The organism is Aeromicrobium sp. JP4, from assembly GCF_054957925.1.
Window position 1 is genome coordinate 1,730,171 of sequence record NZ_CM143290.1, and the last position, 19,172, is coordinate 1,749,342.

At 71.3% G+C, this 19,172-nt stretch carries 16 protein-coding genes; 6 read left to right on the top strand and 10 right to left on the bottom strand.

Annotated features, from left to right (window positions below; translation table 11 throughout):
* Positions 1–76 precede the first annotated feature (76 nt).
* Genes ACY1JX_RS08580 through ACY1JX_RS08595 form a run of 4 tightly spaced genes read left to right on the top strand, consistent with a single transcriptional unit; the run spans position 77 to position 3,955 of the window.
* On the top strand, positions 77–1,093 hold the full coding sequence (locus ACY1JX_RS08580) for an iron-siderophore ABC transporter substrate-binding protein (RefSeq protein ID WP_286930294.1): 1,017 nt from the start codon (positions 77–79) through the stop codon (positions 1,091–1,093).
* Entirely contained in the window at positions 1,090–2,121 is a 1,032-nt protein-coding gene (locus ACY1JX_RS08585; RefSeq protein ID WP_286930296.1) for a FecCD family ABC transporter permease, read from the top strand. Before ACY1JX_RS08580 ends, ACY1JX_RS08585 begins: the two co-directional genes overlap by 4 nt.
* Positions 2,118–3,161, top strand: a complete 1,044-nt coding sequence (locus ACY1JX_RS08590; protein WP_286930298.1) for a FecCD family ABC transporter permease — start codon at positions 2,118–2,120, stop codon at positions 3,159–3,161. Before ACY1JX_RS08585 ends, ACY1JX_RS08590 begins: the two co-directional genes overlap by 4 nt.
* Positions 3,158–3,955 carry an ABC transporter ATP-binding protein gene (locus ACY1JX_RS08595; protein ID WP_462565850.1) on the top strand — a complete coding sequence of 266 codons (798 nt, stop codon included), beginning with the start codon at positions 3,158–3,160 and terminating at the stop codon, positions 3,953–3,955. The genes ACY1JX_RS08590 and ACY1JX_RS08595 overlap by 4 nt, the downstream gene beginning before the upstream one ends.
* Before the next feature lie 104 nt (positions 3,956–4,059).
* On the opposite strand, the gene ACY1JX_RS08600 is transcribed toward ACY1JX_RS08595, so the two are convergent.
* The 3 genes from ACY1JX_RS08600 to menB all read right to left on the bottom strand — a co-directional run bounded on the left by ACY1JX_RS08600 (position 4,060) and on the right by menB (position 8,294).
* Entirely contained in the window at positions 4,060–6,966 is a 2,907-nt protein-coding gene (locus ACY1JX_RS08600) for a M14 family metallopeptidase (protein WP_462565851.1), read from the bottom strand.
* A 28-nt stretch (positions 6,967–6,994) separates the two neighbouring features.
* Positions 6,995–7,294 (bottom strand): hypothetical protein, encoded by a 300-nt coding sequence (locus ACY1JX_RS08605; RefSeq protein ID WP_462565852.1) that lies wholly within the window; start codon positions 7,292–7,294, stop codon positions 6,995–6,997.
* 178 nt (positions 7,295–7,472) lie between these two features.
* Positions 7,473–8,294, bottom strand: a complete 822-nt coding sequence (gene menB / locus ACY1JX_RS08610; RefSeq protein WP_462565853.1) for a 1,4-dihydroxy-2-naphthoyl-CoA synthase — start codon at positions 8,292–8,294, stop codon at positions 7,473–7,475.
* A 25-nt stretch (positions 8,295–8,319) separates the two neighbouring features.
* Here menB and ACY1JX_RS08615 point away from each other — a divergent pair, with 25 nt between their 5' ends.
* Positions 8,320–9,069 carry a helical backbone metal receptor gene (locus ACY1JX_RS08615; RefSeq protein WP_462565854.1) on the top strand — a complete coding sequence of 250 codons (750 nt, stop codon included), beginning with the start codon at positions 8,320–8,322 and terminating at the stop codon, positions 9,067–9,069.
* On the opposite strand, the gene ACY1JX_RS08620 is transcribed toward ACY1JX_RS08615, so the two are convergent.
* From ACY1JX_RS08620 to ACY1JX_RS08650, 7 genes are all read right to left on the bottom strand, one after another.
* The gene (locus ACY1JX_RS08620; RefSeq protein WP_462565855.1) at positions 9,070–10,491 is read right to left on the bottom strand and encodes an NAD(P)/FAD-dependent oxidoreductase; all 1,422 of its coding nucleotides are present in this window, start codon (positions 10,489–10,491) and stop codon (positions 9,070–9,072) included.
* A gap of 61 nt (positions 10,492–10,552) precedes the next feature.
* Positions 10,553–11,566: a hypothetical protein gene (locus ACY1JX_RS08625; protein ID WP_462565856.1), complete on the bottom strand. Its 1,014-nt coding sequence runs from the start codon at positions 11,564–11,566 to the stop codon at positions 10,553–10,555.
* Between the two features lie 124 nt (positions 11,567–11,690).
* Positions 11,691–14,279, bottom strand: a complete 2,589-nt coding sequence (gene clpB, locus ACY1JX_RS08630) for an ATP-dependent chaperone ClpB (RefSeq protein ID WP_462565857.1) — start codon at positions 14,277–14,279, stop codon at positions 11,691–11,693.
* Positions 14,280–14,415: 136 nt separating this feature from the next.
* Positions 14,416–15,906, bottom strand: a complete 1,491-nt coding sequence (locus ACY1JX_RS08635) for a PTS ascorbate transporter subunit IIC (RefSeq protein ID WP_462565858.1) — start codon at positions 15,904–15,906, stop codon at positions 14,416–14,418.
* Positions 15,907–15,935: 29 nt separating this feature from the next.
* Positions 15,936–16,205 (bottom strand): PTS sugar transporter subunit IIB, encoded by a 270-nt coding sequence (locus ACY1JX_RS08640; RefSeq protein ID WP_181754106.1) that lies wholly within the window; start codon positions 16,203–16,205, stop codon positions 15,936–15,938.
* A complete protein-coding gene (locus ACY1JX_RS08645; protein WP_286930318.1) occupies positions 16,202–16,672 on the bottom strand; it encodes a PTS sugar transporter subunit IIA in 471 nt (156 codons plus the stop codon). Before ACY1JX_RS08645 ends, ACY1JX_RS08640 begins: the two co-directional genes overlap by 4 nt.
* A gap of 119 nt (positions 16,673–16,791) precedes the next feature.
* Positions 16,792–17,421 carry a class I SAM-dependent methyltransferase gene (locus ACY1JX_RS08650; protein ID WP_462563722.1) on the bottom strand — a complete coding sequence of 210 codons (630 nt, stop codon included), beginning with the start codon at positions 17,419–17,421 and terminating at the stop codon, positions 16,792–16,794.
* A 78-nt stretch (positions 17,422–17,499) separates the two neighbouring features.
* Here ACY1JX_RS08650 and ACY1JX_RS08655 point away from each other — a divergent pair, with 78 nt between their 5' ends.
* Positions 17,500–19,131 (top strand): GDSL-type esterase/lipase family protein, encoded by a 1,632-nt coding sequence (locus ACY1JX_RS08655; protein ID WP_286930322.1) that lies wholly within the window; start codon positions 17,500–17,502, stop codon positions 19,129–19,131.
* Positions 19,132–19,172: the final 41 nt, after the last annotated feature.

Here is a 19,172-nt window from a genome sequence, read left to right on the forward strand (position 1 = left end):
CGGACCGATCCCGGTGGTGTCGTCGCGGAGGGAAGGCTTAGGCTTGGCTTACCTACCCGTCATGAAAGGTACTCCCTTGCGCCTCGCACCCCTGCTGGCCGCCGCGACCCTCGCGCTCAGCCTTGCCGCCTGCGGCTCCTCCTCCGACGACACGAACGAGTCCTCGGGAGCCTCGGGCGAGAACTTCCCGGTGACGATCGAGCACGCGCTCGGCAAGACGCCGATCAAGAGCCAGCCGAAGCGGGTCGCCACCGTCGCGTGGTCGAACCAGGACACCGCCCTGGCGCTGGGCGTCGTGCCGGTCGGCATGCCCAAGGTCACCTACGGCGACGACGACACCGACGGCCTGCACCCGTGGGTCAAGGACAAGCTCGATGAGCTCGGCGGCGAGGCCCCCGTGCTGTTCGACGAGACCGACGGCATCGACGCGACCGCGGTCGCCAAGACCACGCCCGACCTGATCCTCGCGCCCAACTCCGGCCTGACGAAGGAGGAGTACGAGACCCTCAGCAAGATCGCGCCGGTCGTCGCCTACCCCGGCCAGGCCTGGGGCACCTCGTGGCGCGACGCCATCAAGCTCACGGGCCAGGCGCTCGGCAAGTCCGACGAGGCCACCCAGCTGATCTCCGACCTGGAGCAGCAGATCACCGACGCCACCGAGAAGCAGCCGGAGATCAAGGGCAAGACCGCCGTCATGAGCTGGATCGACCCGAGCGACCTGAGCAAGGTCGGCTACTACACCGCGTCCGACACCCGCGCGACCTTCCTCAACGACCTCGGCTTCGAGACGCCCGACTTCGTCACGAAGGCCTCCGAGGGGAGCGACCAGTTCTTCCTGGAGATCAGCTCCGAGAAGGCCGACGAGCTCAACGGCGCCGACGTGTTCGTGGGCTACGGCGACGACGCGGCCCTGAAGAAGGTCCAGGCCGACCCGCTGCTGGGCCAGGTCACCGCGTTCAAGAACGGCTCCGCCGCCCTGCTGGAGGACAACACGCCGATGGCCGCGGCCGTGTCGCCCTCGGCCCTGTCCATCCCGTGGATGATCGACGACTACGTCGCCCTGCTCGCGGACGCAGCCGCGAAGGTGAAGTGACCACGACGACCGATCCGACCGTGGGGGCTGCCGCGCTGACGCGGCAGCCCCCGTGGTGGTTCCTCGTCAGCATCGTGGCGCTCGTCGCCGCGGTGTTCCTCTCGGTCGCGTTCGGCGCGCGGGTGGTGAGCCTGTCCGACGTCGTGGAGGCGCTCACCGGCAACGGTGACGACGTCACCTCCGCCGCGATCCGCTCACGCGTGCCGCGCACGATCCTCGCCGTGCTCGTGGGCGCCGCCCTCGGCATCGCCGGTGCCGTGCTGCAGGCCGTCACCCGCAACCCGCTCGCCGACCCGTTCATCCTCGGCATCAACTCGGGCGCCTCGCTGCTCGTCGTGATCGGCATCGCGTTCTTCGCCGCCGCATCGATGCCCGAGTACATCTTCTTCGCGCTCACCGGCGCCGCGCTGGCGGCTGTCTTCGTCTACCTCGTCGGATCGCTGGGCCCCGGCGGGCCCACTCCGCTCAAGCTGGCGCTGGCCGGCGCGATCACCACCGCCGCCTTCACCTCGCTCTCGAGCGCGATCCTGCTGCCGCGGATCGACGTCATGCGAGTCTTCCGGTTCTGGCAGGTGGGCAGCGTGGGACGCGCCGAGAACTCCGACACCCTGATGGTGCTGCCGATCCTCGTCGTCGGCGCGGCGATCTGCTTCGCCAGCGCCCGCTCCCTGAACATCCTCGCCCTGGGCGACGAGGCCGCCGCCGGACTGGGCGTCTCGGTCGTCCGGACGCGCCTGCTGGCCGCCGCCGGGGCGATCATCCTCTGCGGCGCCGCCACCGCGCTGGCCGGGCCCATCGGCTTCGTCGGTCTCGTCGTGCCGCACCTGTGCCGGCTCGTGGTCGGGGCCGACCACCGCTGGCTGCTGCCGGTGTGCGCCACCGTCGGCGCCACCCTGCTGACCCTGGCCGACGTCGTCGGTCGCGTGCTGGGCCGCCCGGGCGAGATCGACGTCGGCGTGATCACCGCCCTCATCGGCGGACCCGTCTTCCTCTGGGTCGTCCTGCGTCGCACCGGGGGTGCCACATGACCATGACCCTCCCCACCGGCACCGAGATCGTCCACGCCGCCCGCACCCGCGGCGCGCGCCGCGCCACCTGGACCGTCGTCGGCCTGGCGATCACCCTCGTCGTGCTGTTCGTCGTCTCCCTGAGCGCCGGCGACCCCGTCTACTCGCTCGGCGACGTCTGGCGCGTCATCATCGGCGAGCAGGTGCCGGGCGCCTCGTTCATCGTCGGCGAGCTGCGCCTGCCCCGATCCGTCCTCGCGGTGCTCGCGGGCGCGGCGTTCGGCCTGGCGGGCATCACCTTCCAGACGATGCTGCGCAACCCGCTGGCGAGCCCGGACATCATCGGCATCACGAACGGCGCCAACGCCGCCGCCCTGTTCGGCATCGTCGTGCTGGGCGCGAGCGGCCTCGCGGTCTCGCTCGGCGCCGTCGTGGCCGGCGTCGCCACCGCCGCCCTCATCTACGGCCTCGCCGCCTCCGGCAAGGCGGTCGGCACGCGCCTCATCCTCGTCGGCATCGGCATCGCCGCGATGCTGCACAGCGTCACGTCGTACCTGCTGGTCTACGCCAACGAGCTCGACCTGCAGCGGGCGATGCGCTGGCTGAACGGCAGCCTCAACCTCGCGACGTGGGAGACCGTGGCGATCGTGGCCGTCCCCTTCGTCTTCCTGGCGCCGGTCCTGCTGCTGCTCGGGCCTCGTCTGGCGCTGCTGCGGCTCGGCGAGGACCTGGCCGCCGGACTCGGCGTCCCGGTGGAGACGACGCGGCGGATGCTCGTGCTCGTCGCGGTGGCACTGGCCTCGTTCGCCACCGCAGCCACCGGGCCCATCCTGTTCGTCGCGTTCATGGCCGGGCCGATCGCCACGCGCCTGGTCGGCCACCGCGGCTCGCTGATGCTGCCCTCGGCGCTGGTCGGCTCCACGCTCGTGCTGGCGGCCGACCTCATCGGCCAGTACGCCTTCGACACGCGCTACCCCGTCGGCGTCATCACCGGCGCGCTCGGCGCACCGTTCCTGATCTACCTGCTCATCCGCACCCAGCGCACGGGAGGCTCCCTGTGACCACCACCCTGACCACCGAGTCACTGACCCTCGCTTACGGCGACCGGCCGATCGTCTCCGACCTCACCCTGTCGCTGCCGGCGGGGAAGATCACGACGATCGTCGGCGCGAACGCGTGCGGCAAGTCCACGCTCCTGCGCGGTCTCGCGCGCCTGCTGCCCGCCCAGTCCGGCCGCGTCCTGCTCGACGGCAGCGACATCCACTCGATGCCGACCAAGCAGGTCGCGCGACGCCTCGGCCTGCTGCCCCAGTCGCCCATCGCGCCCGAGGGCATCACGGTCGCCGAGCTCGTGGCGCAGGGCCGTCACCCGCATCGCCGCTCCTTCGCGCGGTGGACTGCCGACGAGGACGCGATCGTGGCCTCCGCACTCGAGGACACGGGCGTGCTCGAGCTGGCCGACCGCGTCGTCGACGAGCTCTCCGGCGGTCAGCGCCAGCGGGTCTGGATCGCCCTCGCGCTCGCCCAGCAGACCGAGGTTCTGTTGCTCGACGAGCCGACCACGTTCCTCGACGTGTGCCACCAGGTGGAGGTGCTGGACCTGCTGACCGACCTCAACCGCACGCGCGGCACGACGATCGCGATGGTGCTGCACGACCTGAACCTCGCCGCGCGCTACGCCGACCACCTCGTCGCCGTGGACCGCGGGCTCATCCACGCCCAGGGCTCGGCCGAGGAGGTGCTGACGCAGGAGACGGTCAAGATCGTGTTCGGCCTCGACGCCCGCGTGGTCGAGGACCCCACCAGCGGCCGCCCCATGATCCTGCCGATGGGGCGCCACCACGTGCGGGCCTGACGGACGGAGTTTCCCCGGTTAAGCGGGGAAACTGTCACTTAACGAGGTTCGCGAACCTCGTTAAGTGACAGGAAACCCACTTAACCGGGGAAACTGTCAGCCCGTCAGCGGACGCGGACCGTGGTCGCGTTCGCGCTGGGCGAGAGCAGCGACGAGCCGCCGTAGCGGGCCCAGACGGTGCGCTTGCCCTTGGCCGACTTCAGCGTGACCGTGGCCTTGCCGTTGCGCAGCTTCACCACCTTGGTCGAGGAGCCGACCTTGACCCGCACGGAGCCGGTGGGCGTGCCCGCCGACGACTTCACCGTGACGGTGACCTGGACGCGGCCCTTCCCGAGCGCCTTGGCCCTGACGCCGGTGCGCGAGGTCGCCTTGGCGACCCTGACCGTGGCCGGAGCCGAGGCCGACGGCGCGAAGCCCGCACCCGACGGGACGAAGTGCGCCGTCAGGCGTCGCGAGCCGGGCTTGAGGCCCGACACGCTCAGGGTCGCCGTGCCGCTCGCCGGCAGCGCCCGCGAGGCGAGCACCTTCGAGCCCTCACGCACCTGCACCGTTCCGGCAGGCTTCTGCGCACCGGCCGCGGTCACCTTGACCGTGGCGCTGATCGACCGGCCGTAGGTCGCCGTCGCCGGGACCTTCAGCGTCGTCGTCGTGGCCACCACCGGGGCAGGCGCCGGAACACCCTCGCCCTCGGGCGCCGCCCAGAACAGCGCGCGCGCCGCCTGGCTCTGGCCACCCTTGGTGTGCGAACGGTAGACCGGCGACGTGCCGAACACGAACGCCTTGGCACCCGAGGGCAGCGCGGCCGAGACCGCGGCCGGCTGGCCCGCCGCGTTCAGCGGACCGTTCGAGCCGTTCGTGTCACGCCAGTGACCCGACAGCAGCGGGTTGCCCGTGGCGTACCGCTGCTCGACCGTGACCGACTCCGGCAGCCCCGTGAACCACGTGGCCGGGTAGACGAAGGCGAACTTCTGCGCGTACGGCTTCAGCACTCCCGCCTCGGTGGTGTCGATCGTGACGATGCCGTTGCCGGAGCCGTTGCCCACCACCGCGGTGCCGTCGGCGATGAGGCCGAACGTCTTCGCCGCGTTGAAGGCACCCGCCGCGCGACCGACGATGCTGCCACCGGCGTCGACGAAGGCCTGCACCGCAGCGCGGCCGGCGGCCTGGCTGTCGTTGAAGCTCAGCGCCGAGCCGAGCCACAGCACGTCGACGCCGTCGAGGATCGCCGGGTTGGCGGTGATCGTGGCGGCCGTGACCGCCTGCAGGTCGTCGAAGCCGAGCTGCGTCAGCGAGAGCAGGTCGTCCTGGTTGCCGGTGTAGCCGATCTTCAGGTCCTGCAGCCCACGGGTGGACTCGTCGGACAGCTGCGCGATCTCGGTCGCCGTCGCCTCGTCGACGTCGACGTCGAACTCCTCGGCGGCGTCCTCGAGCGCGTCGCGGGCCTCGTCGGCCTCGACGATCGCCGAGCCGTCGGCCAGCACCGACACCGCGACCTCGTCCTCCAGCAGCGCGTTCAGCGTGCGGAAGTCGTTGACGCCTGCCAGCTCGAACGTGAGGTACGAGCCGCCCGAGGCGACCTTGCCGTCGGCGTTGCCGGTGGTGACCTTCGTGGACGCCGGCAGCGAGCCCTCGCCCGTGGTGCCGAACGAGTCCACGTCGACGCCCCAGAGGTGGCTCCAGCTCCACGCCGACACGTCGTACATGCTCAGGATCCCGGGCTTGTTCGAGATGTCCGAGCCCGGCGCCAGCAGGGCGTGCGCCAGGTTGCGGTTGGGCTGCGACATGTCGACCACGTACGAGCCCGCGGGATACGACGTGCCGTCGATCGTGGTCGCCGCGTCGAGGCGACGGACCGCGATGTTGTGCATCAGCAGGCGCGACACCAGGAAGCGCGCGTCGGAGATGGACCGCTGACCCTCGCCGACCGGGATGACGAACGCGCGGGGGTACTGCACGGCCGTCTGGTCGTCGGAGTCGTTCCACAGCGGCTTCCACTCGGCCGGCCCGGGGACCGCGTCGATGTTCGCCTGCGTGAGCGCGACGCGCTCGGCGCCGACGTTCGCGCGCCGGAAGAACTCGACCTGGTCGGCGAGCATCGCGTCGTCGTTGGCCACGACGTAGTCGACCAGGCTCTCCATCGTCTTCTTCGCCACGGCCACGTTGATGGTGGCACTCGCGGGCGTCTGGGAGCTGCCGTTCGGGCGGCCCTTCGGAAGCTCCACCGTGTTGCTGACGGCGCCCGCGAACGCGGCGTACTGCGCCGTGAAGATCGGCGGGAAGTCGTCCCAGCCGGTCGGGGTGTCGCGGTAGGGGATCTTGATGTGGTCGGTGTCGTCGCTCGTGTTCTCGGGCACGACCTGGCCGGTCACCACGTTGTAGTACGTGTTGCCGGGGATCTCGGCGTCGACGACGTCCCGCTCGACCTTCAGCGCCGCGGCGTAGGCGTGCGGGATGAACAGGTCGTACTCGTAGTCGTCACCGTGCGGCGGGCCGCACGGCTCGATCTGCAGCACGCTCGTGTAGCCGTGGAAGTCGGCCGCGTAGAGCGCCTGCACCGCGTGCGCCGTGCGGACGAACGAGGTCGACTCGGGCGTCGTGTTCGTGATCATGTCGCGGTTGGCGTCCAGGTTGAGCGCCGTCGGTCGCTGGCCGATCGTGCGGCCGTCGGGGTTCAGCACGACGCTGAAGTAGAGGCGGTGTCCGCGCATCAGCGACTTGACGTCGTTCCACGGGGCGGTGGCCAGCTCCTCGACGTAGTCCAGCGACGCGTCGGTGCCCTCCCACTCGTTGCCGTGGATGTTCGAGCTGATCCAGATCGGGGTCTTGTAGCCCGACTTCAGCGCCGTGTCGGTCGCGGCCTCGCCGGGGTTCGTGCGGATCTTCTTGCGCCATGCCGTCTGCTGGGCGGTCTGCTCATCGTCCTCCGGCGCGGTGACCGTGACCAGGTACAGCTGGCGGCCCTGCGTGGACTCACCGACGATCTGCGTCGAGACCCGGTCGGACGCGCGCATCAGCGACTGCAGCCGCGGGGCGATGTCGTCATACCCGATGAGATTGCCCGTGTCGGCCGCGTCGGGGTTTGGCGTCGGGGTACACCTTGAGCTTCGGCTGGACCGGGTAAGAGTCCGGCATCGCCAGGGCGCCCTCGGGCTCGTCCTCGGCGGCGGCCGCGCGCGCGGCCTTCGCGGTGAGAGACCCGGGGGTCGTGGGCTCGGGAGCGGAGCGGACGGTGGCGGACGGTGGAGCGGTGGGCTTCTCGGCGGTGGCTGGGCTCGAGCCCAGCACGGATGCCAGGAGCGCGATACTCGCGGCAGAGGCCAGCAGACGGGTGGTGCGCACGGACGGACTTCCCTTCGGACGGGTCCGGCAGAGCGTCTGGTGGGGCACCACCGGCAGGGGGATTGCCCGCCATCTTGCTTGCTCCGGACGTGTTCGCGGAAGGGTATGTTGCGCTGGGGGTCAGCCTTCAGGACGGTTTAACGCACGGGACGCGTGGTGCGCCTGCGGTTTCCCGACCTCAGGGTCGCCGCGGGAAACGGCTGAAGTCCGGGGTGCGCTTCTCCTTGTAGGCGTCGCGACCCTCCTGCGCCTCGGCCTGCCCGTAGAACAGCAGGTTGGCGTCGTGGGCGAGCTGCTGGATGCCCGCGTAGCCGTCCTCGTGCGCGTGGAAGCTGAGCTTCGACAGGCGCAGCGCCCACGGCGACAGCTGCAGCATCTCGCGGCACCACTTCAGGGTCTCGGCCTCGAGGTCGGCGAGCGGCACGACGGTGTTGACCAGGCCCATGCTCATGGCCTCGTTCGCGTCGTACTGGCGGCACAGGAACCAGATCTCCTTGGCCTTCTTCGGGCCGACGAGGTCGGACAGGATGCTCGCGCCGTAGCCGCCGTCGAACGAGCCGACCTTGGGACCGACCTGGCCAAAGCGGGCGTTGTCGGCCGCGATCGTGAGGTCGCAGACGAGGTGCAGCACGTGGCCGCCGCCGATGGCCCAGCCGGCCACCATCGCGACGATCGGCTTGGGGGTGCGACGCATCTGCACGTGCAGGTCGGTGACGTCGAACCGGCCGGTGGCGCCCTCGTCGGACTTGTAGCCCGAGTCGCCGCGCACCCGCTGGTCGCCGCCGGAGCAGAAGGCCTTCTCGCCCTCGCCCGTCAGCACGATGACGCCGACCGACTCGTCGTCACGCGCGATTGTGAGGGCGCGCGAGATCTCGCGGATCGTCTGCGGGCGGAACGCGTTGTGGACCTCGGGGCGACAGATCGTGATCTTCGCGATCCCGTCGGTCGTCGTCTCGTACCGGATGTCCGTCCACTCGCCTGCGGCGTTCCACTCAGTCATGGTTTCCACCCTAGGGTGGGCCGAGATGCACGATGACCTCGGCTTCGACCTCCCGCCGCTCGGCCCTGCCCGGCGCGTCGTCAGCCTCGTTCCGTCCCTCACCGAGGCGATCGCCGCCACGCGACCCGAGGCACTCGTCGGCGCCACCGACTGGTGCACCCACCCGGCCGGGCTCGAGGTCGCCCGCGTGCGCGGGACGAAGAACCCCGACCGCACGGCGATCGAGGCGCTCTCCCCCGACCTCGTGATCGCGAACAAGGAGGAGAACCGCGAGCTCGACGTCACACGCCTGCGCGCGGCGGGCGTGCGGGTGTGGGTCACCGACATCACCACGCTCGACGAGGCGTTCGCCAGCCTGCGTCGCCTGTTCGCCACGGCGCTCGACTGGGACGTCCCCGCGTGGCTCGACGAGGCCGAGCGGGCGTGGAGCGAGCCGGCCGCCCCCGACGGCCGCCGCGTCGCCGTGGCGATCTGGCGCGATCCGTGGATGGTCGTCGGCCGCGACACGTTCACCGGCGACCTGCTGCGGCGGCTCGGGCTGGTGCACGCCTTCGCCGACGCCGCCGACCGGTATCCCCACGTGGAGGTGGGCGACCTGGACTCCGCCGACCTGGACCTCGTCCTGCTGCCGGACGAGCCCTACGTGTTCACGGGCGCCGACGGGCCCGAGGCGTTCCGGGCGGTGCCCACCGCGCTGTGCAGCGGCCGGGCGCTCACCTGGTACGGGCCGTCGCTGCTGACCGCGCGCGACGAGCTGGCCGCCGCGCTGGCCTGATCAGTCGCGCGGCTCGTCGATCTCGTCGATCGTCTGCTGCGCGACGGCCTTGCGCACCTGGGCCTTCTTCGAGATCGACTTGCGGGCCGACCGCGCCGACTTCTTCGGCGGCACCGTCTCGATGTCGCTGCCGGAGACGATCTTCGGCTCGTGCGCGATCACGTACGGCGTCTCGCCGACGATCGCGTTGTGGCTGCGCCACAGGAGGTACTTGAGCGTCAGGTTCGTCATGGTGGCGAAGCGGTTGCGGTTGCCGAGCAGCAGGGCGACGTGGACCGTGACCCAGATGAACCAGGCCGGGAAGCCCTTGAGCCGCGGCAGGCCACGGACCTCGGCGATCGCGGCGGCGCGCCCGATCGTGGCCATCGTGCCCTTGTCGAAGTACTTGAACGGCTTGGGCAGGCTCTTGCCCGAGACGCGCGCCTTGATCACCTTGGCGACGTGCTTGCCGCCCTGGATCGCCGGCTGGCCCAGCTGGGGCAGCGGCGAGTCGGGGTTGACCGAGATGTCGCCGATCGCGAAGACGCCCGGCATCCCGCGGACCTGCTGGTGCTCGTCGACCTCGATGCGGCCGCCACGGCCCTGCGGCAGGCCCCAGTCCTTCACCACGCCGTGGGCGGCGACGCCGGAGGCCCACACGACGATGCCGGCACTGAGGAACTCCTGGTGGCCGTCGTTCTCGATGAGCACGCCGTCGCGGCGGACCTCCTTCACGGCGGTCTTCAGGCGCAGGTCGATGCCGCGCTTGACGAGCTCCTTCTTGGCGTACTCGCGCAGCTTCGGGTGGAAGGGCGCAAGCACGTGCTCGCCCATCTCCACCAGCGAGATGTGGATGCGCTTGGAGTCCAGCTCGGGGTAGGTGGTCGGCATGTCGAGGTTGCGCATCTCGGCGAGCGCGCCCGCGGTCTCGACGCCGGTGGCGCCACCGCCGACCACGACGACGCGCAGGTCCTGGTCCTGGCCGTTGACCGCGGCGTTCTCGAGGTTGGCGAAGATCAGGTCGCGCAGGGCGAGCGCCTGCGAGCGGCGGTAGAGCGGCATCGCGAACTCCTCGGCACCGGGGATGCCGAAGTAGTTGGCCGTGACGCCGTTCGCGAGCACGAGGTAGTCGTAGGTGACCGTGATGTTGCCGTCGAGCAGCACCGACTTGGCCTCGTGGTCCATCGACACGACGGTGCCCTTGAGGAAGCGGATGTTGTCCTGCTTGGCGCGCACGGCGCGCAGGAACCACGTGATGTCGCCGGGGTTCAGGCTGGCCGTGGCCACCTGGTAGAGCAGCGGCTGGAACGTGTTGTAGGTGTGCCGGTCGATCAGGGTGATGTCGACGTCGGCTCGCGCGAGCTTGCGCACCAGGGCCAGTCCGCCGAATCCGCCTCCCACGACGACGACGTGTGGACGATAGGACGCTCGGACCATGGACATGAGATCCAGCCTAACGAGCCTTTTTCATCGGTTCACGCCGGAGTGGCCGGTGTGAGCACGATCATGCCCGGCGGAACCACGCTTTCGCCTCAGGACGCGACAGCTGGACGATCACCACGATGGCTCCGAGGATCCACACCAGGCCGACGGGCAGCCCGAGAGCCGCGAAGCCGGCCGTGACGACGCTCACGACGACGAGCGCCCACCAGCCCAGCGGCGCGCCGGAGGCGGCCCACGCGGTGGCGGCCAGACCGACGAGCGAGAGGACGAGCCACCCGCCGAACAGCCAGGTGCCGAGGGTGACCATCTCGGCGGCGGTGATCCCGGCGCTGTCGAGCTGACGCTGCAGGAGGTCGTTCTGCTCGTACTGCGCGGTGACCTCGTTGCGCAGGCCAACCAGGGCCAGCAGGACGACGCCCGAGCCCAGCGCGCCGACCAGGTAGGCGATGCCCGAGATCAGCAGTGCCAGGCCGACGGGCCGCGGCCGGCCGCCGGGCACGGCGCCCGAGAGCGGTACGGCGGCGTGCTGGGCGGGGTCGTACGGCGGCGGCTGCACCGGCTGGCCGGGCTGCACCGGCTGGTTCGCCGGGCCGGGAGGGGTGAACTGCGTGGGCGCGGACGGCACCGACGGAGCGGTGCCGAGCGACAGGGGCGTGCGGCCGTTCATCACCGCGAACCACTCACGCGCCGGGGCGGTCCACAGCAGGTACACGATCAGCAGTCCGAGGATCGCCGGCAGCAGGCCGGCCACCCCGGTGGCCAGGAAGCCCGCCGCGCCGACGCCCGCGAGCACGCTGAGCCCGATGCGCGAGGACTGGTGGCCGCGCGCGGCGTAGAACGAGAAGACGGTCGCGGCGATCGCGCCGACCAGCAGCGCCATGACCACCCAGCGCAGGGTGGGCAGGACGGCGTCGGGATCGGCGCCGGTGGGCTCGAGGACTTGACGGAGCCCGTCCTGGACCTCGATCGAACCCCAACCCGCCAGCACCTCGTAGAGCGCGACGGCCGCCAGGACGCCGCCGAGCCCGCCGTACACGCAGGCGAGCGTCACCGAGCGGGGCCTGGGGGTCGACATGCCTTCGATCCTCCCAGATCGCGCCTGACGCCCTCACCCCCGGACCGAGCCGGTTCGGGCCCGGACGCGACGGCGCCTCCCCGGGGGATTCCCGGGGAGGCGCACGGCACGACGCGACCGGCCGTCAGGCGCGGCGCACCACCAGCTCGTCGGCGTCCGGCTCGCGATCGACCAGGACCGTGTCGCCGTCGCGGACCTCGCCGGCGAGCAGCTCGCGGGCGAGCCGGTCGCCGATGGCCTGCTGCACCAACCTGCGCAGCGGGCGGGCACCGTAGGCGGGGTCCCAGCCGGTCAGGGCGAGCCACTCCTTCGCCGCCGAGGTCACGTCGAGCGTGATCCGGCGCGGCGCCAGCCGCTGGCCCAAGGAGGCCAGCTGGAGGTCGACGATGTGCGTCAGGTCCTCCACCCCGAGGGCGTCGAACATGACGACCTCGTCGAGCCGGTTGAGGAACTCGGGCTTGAAGGACATCCGCACGACGTCCATGACCTTCTCGCGCTTGGCCGCGTCGTCGAGCGCCGGGTCGACCAGGAACGACGAGCCCAGGTTCGACGTGAGGATCAGGAGGACGTTGCGGAAGTCCACCGTGCGGCCCTGGCCGTCGGTGAGCCGACCGTCGTCGAGCACCTGGAGCAGGATGTCGAAGACCTCGGGGTGGGCCTTCTCGACCTCGTCGAGGAGCACCACCGAGTAGGGCCGGCGCCGCACCGCCTCGGTGAGCTGGCCGCCCTCGTCGTAGCCGACGTAGCCCGGAGGGGCACCGACGAGCCGGGCGACGGAGTGCTTCTCGCCGTACTCGCTCATGTCGATGCGGACGATCGCGCGCTCGTCGTCGAACAGGAAGTCCGCGAGCGACTTGGCCAGCTCGGTCTTGCCGACGCCGGTCGGGCCGAGGAACAGGAACGAGCCGGTGGGACGGTCGGGGTCGGAGACGCCCGCCCGCGCCCGGCGCACCGCGTCGGACACGGCACGCACGGCGTCGCGCTGGCCGATGAGCCGCTTGCCGAGCTCGTCCTCCATGTGCAGGAGCTTCGCGGTCTCGCCCTCGAGCAGCCGCCCGGTGGGGATGCCGGTCCACGACGCCACCACCTCGGCGATGTCGTCCGAACCCACCTCCTCGTGAACCATGCGGTCGTCCGAGACCGAGGCCTCGGCGGCCTGGGCGTCGGCGAGCTGCTGCTCCATCTGCGGGATCTCGCCGTAGAGCAGGCGGCTGGCCGTGGCCATGTCGCCCTCGCGCTGGGCGCGGTCGGCGGCGATGCGGGCCTCGTCGATGCGCTCCTTGATCTCACCGACGGCGTTGAGGCCCTGCTTCTCGGCCTCCCACCGCTGCTCGAGCGAGCGCAGCGTCTCCTGCTTGTCGGCCAGCTCCTGACGGAGCTTGGCCAGGCGCTCCTGGCTCGCCTCGTCCTTCTCGTTCTCCAGGTGCAGCTCCTCCATCTTCAGGCGGTCCACGCCGCGGCGGAGCTCGTCGATCTCGACGGGGCTGGAGTCGATCTCCATCCGCAGCCGGCTGGACGCCTCGTCGATGAGGTCGATCGCCTTGTCGGGCAGCTGGCGGCCCGGGATGTAGCGGTGCGAGAGGCTCGCGGCGGCCACGAGGGCGGCGTCGGCGATCTCGACCTTGTGGTGGGCCTCGTACTTCTCCTTGAGGCCGCGCAGGATCGCGATCGTGTCCTCCACGCTCGGCTCGCCGACGTAGACCTGCTGGAAGCGGCGCTCCAACGCGGGGTCCTTCTCGATCGACTCGCGGTACTCGTCGAGCGTGGTGGCGCCGATCATCCGCAGCTCGCCGCGGGCCAGCATCGGCTTGAGCATGTTGCCCGCGTCCATCGCGGAGTCGCCGGTGGCGCCGGCGCCCACGACGGTGTGCAGCTCGTCGATGAACGTGACGACCTGGCCGTTGCTCTCCTTGATCTCGGCGAGGACGGCCTTGAGCCGCTCCTCGAACTCGCCGCGGTACTTCGCGCCGGCGACCATCGCGCCGAGGTCGAGGCTGACGAGCCGGCGGCCGCGCAGCGACTCGGGCACGTCGCCGTCGATGATGCGCTGGGCGAGCCCCTCGACGACGGCGGTCTTGCCGACGCCCGGCTCGCCGATGAGCACGGGGTTGTTCTTCGTGCGGCGGCTGAGCACCTGGACGACGCGGCGGATCTCGGCGTCGCGGCCGATGACCGGGTCGAGCTTGCCCTCGCGGGCCAGCGCGGTGAGGTCGATGCCGTACTTCTCCAGCGACTGGTACTGGTCCTCGGCGTCCTGGCTGGTGACGCGCGCGCCGCCGCGCACGGCCTCGAAGGCCGCGGTCAGCGTCTCGGGCGTGGCACCCCGGGAGGCGAGCAGCTGCTGGGCCGGGCCCGCGACGGTGGCGATGCCCACCGCGAGGTGCTCGCTGGAGACGAACTCGTCGCCCAGCTCGCCCGCGAGGTCGATCGCGCGCTGCAGCACCTCGTGGGTGGCGCGCGCCAGCTGCGGGTTGCCGACGGTGGACCCGCTGGCGCTGGGCAGCCGGCCGATGACGGCCTCGAGCTCGGACAGCACGGTCTGGGGATCGGCGCCGGCCGCCGTGAGCAGCGGCGCGGCGGTACCGCCCTGCTGGGTGAGCAGGGCTCGGAGCAGGTGCGCCGGCTCCACGGTGGGGTTGCCGGCGGCAGCGGCCTGCTGCATCGCGGCAGCGAGGGCCTGCTGGCTTCGCGTGGTGAGTTTGTTCAGGTCCATGTCAGTTTCAACATACCCAAAGTTGAGTCCATTCCACTCAACCCTGTGATTCGTTCTGTGATCTGGGCCAAAGCGGTGGGCCCAACGCACGCAGGCCCGCCCCTTCCGGGACGGGCCTGCATGGTCGGACGGATGGCTACTCCTTGGCGGGAGTCTCCTTCGTCGCGGCGGCGGCCGCGGCGTCCTCCTCCGCGAGGATCTCGTCGCGCCGGGCGCCGGGCGTCCAGCCGGAGTCGACGACCTTGACCTGGTAGATCGAGGCCGCGACCACGAGCACCACACCGATGAGGACGCACAGCACGATCCCCACGCCGGAGCCCGCCTGGAAGCTCGTGCCGAGCAGCGTGCCGAACCAGCCGAAGTCCGCGTCGCCGAAGGTGGAGTTGATGTCACCGAGCGCGCCGAAGACCTGCAGCAGCAGCGCCGGCAGGATCGTGATGAGCACGCCGTTGACGAAGCCGCCCACGACGGCGCCCTTGCGACCACCCGTGGCGTTGCCGTAGACGCCGGCACCGCCGCCGGTGAAGAAGTGCGGCACCATGCCGGGCAGGATCAGCGCGAGGCCGAAGGCCGGCTCCAGCCACACGGCGATCAGGGCGAGCGTGACCAGACCGCCCACGAACGAGGCCAGGAAGCCGATCAGCACGGCGTTGGCGCCGAACGGGAAGACGATCGGGATGTCGAGCGCCGGCTTGGCACCGGGGACGACCTTCTCGGCGATGCCCTGGAAGGCGGGGACGAGCTCACCCAGCACGGTGCGGACACCGTAGAGGATGATCGCGACGCCGACGCCGAACTGCAGCGCCTGGGCGAAGCCGGCCATCACCGCGGCACCCGCGTCGGCGGCGCCGAGCAGCTCCTTGGTGCTCTCGGGGCTGGCGATCAGGCCCCAGATGACGAAGACCTCGTAGATGAGGACCATCGACAGCGCGGTGGCGACCATCGAGTCGCGCAGGAACTTCAGGCCCTGCGGGAAGTCGATCTCCTCGGTGGAGCGGCTCCTCTTGCCGACGGCCTGGCCGGAGGCACCGGCGGCGATGTAGCCCAGCGTGCCGAAGTGGCCGATGGCCAGCGTGTCGTCACCGGTGATCTTGCGGGTCCACGGCTGCGCGAGCGCCGGCATGACCACCATGATCACGCCGAGCAGGAACGCGCCGACGAGGACGACCAGCCAGTCGTTCTTGCCGTCGAGGCCCACCGAGAGCACCACGGTCAGCATCAGGGCCATGAAGACCATGTGGTGACCCGTGAGGAAGATGTAGCGCAGCGGCGTGAAGCGGGCCAGCGCCAGCATCACGAGGAAGCCGAGCGTCAGCACGTAGGCGCTCTGCGCGCCGTACTGCTCGGCGGCCATCGCGGTGATGACCTCGTTCGTCGGGATGACGCCCTGGGCGCCGGTGACGTCGAGGATGATCTCGCCCAAGGGGGCCAACGAGCCGATGACCACGTTCGCGCCGGCGCCGAGGATCAGGAAGCCGAGGGCCGCCTTGAGGCCGCCACCGATCACCTGTCCGCTGGAGCGCTTGAGCGCGATGAGGCCGACCGCCGTGATGATGCCGATCAGGTACGCCGGCACGTTGAGGATCTGCTGTCCGATGAAGTCGAGTACGTCGACCAACCAGTCCATGTCGTTCTCTTTCTAGGTTCCGTCGTCCGTCAGACGAGGGGGGTCAGCTTCGCCGTGATCTCGGCGACGTCCATGAAGTTGTCGATGACGATGACCTCCGCCGGCACGTCGCCGATCTCCGGCGCGAGCTCGGCCGAGGTCAGGACGATCTGGGCGGTGCGGGCGGCACCCTTGGCGGTGCCGATGTCGGCGGCCTCGACGTCGGCGTCCTTGCCGAGCGCACGGAGGGCCTTCTCGGCGTTCATCTTCAGCAGCACCGAGGTTCCGATGCCCATTCCGCACACGGCGACGATCTTCATGAGGTGGGCCCTTCGTTGGCAGTGGTGGGGGTCAGGAGTTCGAGGACACGCTCGGCGGAGTCCGCCTCGCGCAGCCGGTCCAGCAGTTCGGTGTCGCCGAGGACGGCGGCGAGGGCGGACATCAGACCGAGGTGTCCGTCGTGGTCCAGCGCGGCCAGGGCGACGACGAGCCACACCGGGTCGTTCTTCTCGTGGCCGAACTCGACCGGCTCGGCCAGCTGCAGCCAGCCCAGTCCGGCGCGCTGCACGGCGGGCGACGGGCGCGAGTGGGCCAGGGCGATGCCGGGGGCCAGCACGATGTAGGGGCCGAGCTTCTCGACCGTCTGGACCATCTCGTCGGTGTAGTCGTCGGTGGCGACGCCCACTGCGGTGAGCAGGGCACCGGCCTGCCGGACGGCGTCGCGCCAGTCCGAGGCCTGGGCACGGACCGCGATCGCATCCTTGGTGAGTTCGTCGTTGAGTGCCACGAACGCCCCCTTTCGTCCCCGGTGGGACGGCTGCTTGGAGCGTAACCCGCCCCGGGTGTCTTTTGCCTAACCCTAGGCATATGTCGGCGCGTCGCCGCCCGCGACCCCGGGGCGAAGGGTCAGGCGGGTCGCTGCAGGACGCGGAGGCTCTCGGTGTGACCGACCTCGACAAAGCCGTCGGCCAGCGCGCGCTCGTAGATGTGGAAGGGCGCCTGTCCGCCGTCGTTCGGGTCGGGGAACACGTCGTGGATCGCCAGGGCGCCGCCCGGACGCACCCACGGCGACCAGCCCGCGTAGTCGGCCTGCGCGGCCTCCTCGGTGTGGCCGCCGTCGATGAACACGAGGTCGGCGGGGGTGCGCCACCACGACGAGATCGTCGAGGAGCGGCCAATCATCGGCACGACGACGTCCTCGAGCTTCGCGGCCCACAGGGTGCGGCGCAGGACGGGGAGGGTGTCGAACGCACCCGTCTCGGGGTCGACCAGCGAGGCGTCGTGGTACTCCCAGCCGGCCTGGTGCTCCTCGGAGCCGCGGTGGTGGTCGATCGTCACGAGCGTCGCTCCGGACTCGCGGGCGACGTGGCCCAGATGCACCGTGGACTTGCCGCAGTAGGTGCCGATCTCGACGATGACTCCCCCGCGCGTGGCGACCTGCGCAGCCGCGGCGCGCAGGGCCGTCGCCTCGACGTCGGGGAGGAAGCCACGGACCTCGTCGGCGATGCGGGACAGGTCCTCGGGGAGCGCGTTCACCCGCCGCACTCTACGACCTCCGAAGTGGGTGTGACGGAAGTGGCAAGAGGGACTCATTTTCTGACGTAGCATCGTCCGGTGACTCGACGCCCCTGGATCCTGACGGCCGCCGTCGCCGTCGCGGTGTCGTTGCTCGCAGCGCCTCACGCCACGGCCGACGAGGCAGCTCCGGTGGAGACCGTGCCCACCCCGGTCACCACGCCCGAGCCGACCGCTCCCGCGACGACTACCCCGACTTCCGGCACCGACCCCGGCGCCATCCAGGAGGGCGGCGAGGTCACGGTCCCGAACCCCGCCGCGCCGTCCCTCCGGAACCCGCGCGTCCTCGTGTTCGGCGACTCCTTCTCCGCCACGCGCCGCTACAGCGCCGGTGGCACGCGCACGCGCCCCAAGGCCTGGTGGGCGCACGTCGCCGACGCGGCGGGCCTGCCGGCATCGGAGGTCATGGTGAGCGCCGAGGGCGGCAGCGGCCTCCTCGCCCGCGGCCACGGCGAGCGGCTCGAGGCGTGCACCGGCACCACGTTCGGCGAGCGGCTGACCGACCTCGCCACCACGGACCCGGACCTCGTGATCGTCGAGGTCGGCCGCAACGACGTCCACCGCTGCCGCGCCGGCGTCCGCGTCCCGGCCACCGCGGCCGAGCGACGCGCCGCCGCCGACGCGTACTTCGCGACGCTCGCCCGGCTGGCCGACCGCCAGGGCATCCCCCGCTCCTTCGTCTACGTCATGACCCCGTGGGGCTCGTCGGGCGGCGCGGGCAAGATCGCCACGGCGACGCAGTACGAGGCGCTGGCCAAGGTGCGCGGCTTCACGTGGATCGCCCTCCCGTCGCTCGTCCGCAGCCAGACAATCGACGCGATCCACCCCACCGCCGCCGGCGCGAGCACGCTGGCCGCGTGGGCGATGCGGGGCTCCGACCTGACCGCTGCGATCCGCTCGCGGGGCACGCGGCACGGGGCCGTCCCGAGCCACGCGCTGGCCCAGTGCACCGGCGTCAGCGCCTGCCGTCGCGCCGGGGTCTCGACCCGGCGTCACGACACCGTCACGCGCCGGATCTGGGGCGCGGCGAAGGGCACTCCGACCCACTACGTCGCCCACCGCTTGAGCACGGGTGGCCGCCGGTCCGCGCCGGTGCTGACCACCACCTCGCCGCGGTCGTGGCGCACCGCAGCCCTGAAGGAGCGGGCCGCCACGCAGGTCGCGGAGGCCCGGCCGGGCGACATCGCCTGGTGGCTCGCCGCACCCAGCGGGGCCGGCTCGCCGTCGCAGGGCCACCTGGCCGTCGTCGAGAGCGTCGCGAGCAACAACTCCTACGTGGTCGTCACCGAGCTCACGAGCCGGGGCACCTTCCGCTCGGTCCGGTACGCGGGCACGTCGTACCCCCGCGCCTTCCTGCGCTTCGCCGGCACCGACGGCAGCCCGCGCGGCGTCGTCACCGGCCTGAGCGCCAAGCGCGGCTCCGTGGCCGTCCGCGGCCGCGCAGTGGACACCGACGCGGAGACCAAGGGCGTGCAGATCCGCGTCAAGGTCACGCAGGGCCGTCGCACGTGGACCCGCACGGCCACCCGCACGAAGCTCGGCTTCTTCCACCGCTTCTCGGTGCCGGGCCTGCGCAAGGGCGCCGCGGTCGTCAAGGTCACCGCCCTCGACGCGCCCGGCACGCGCGGCACCACCCGCACCCTGCGGACCAGCCGCGTCACCGTGCGCTGAGCCCGCCGCGAGCGGCACGCAAGGGCGAACCTGCCACCAGT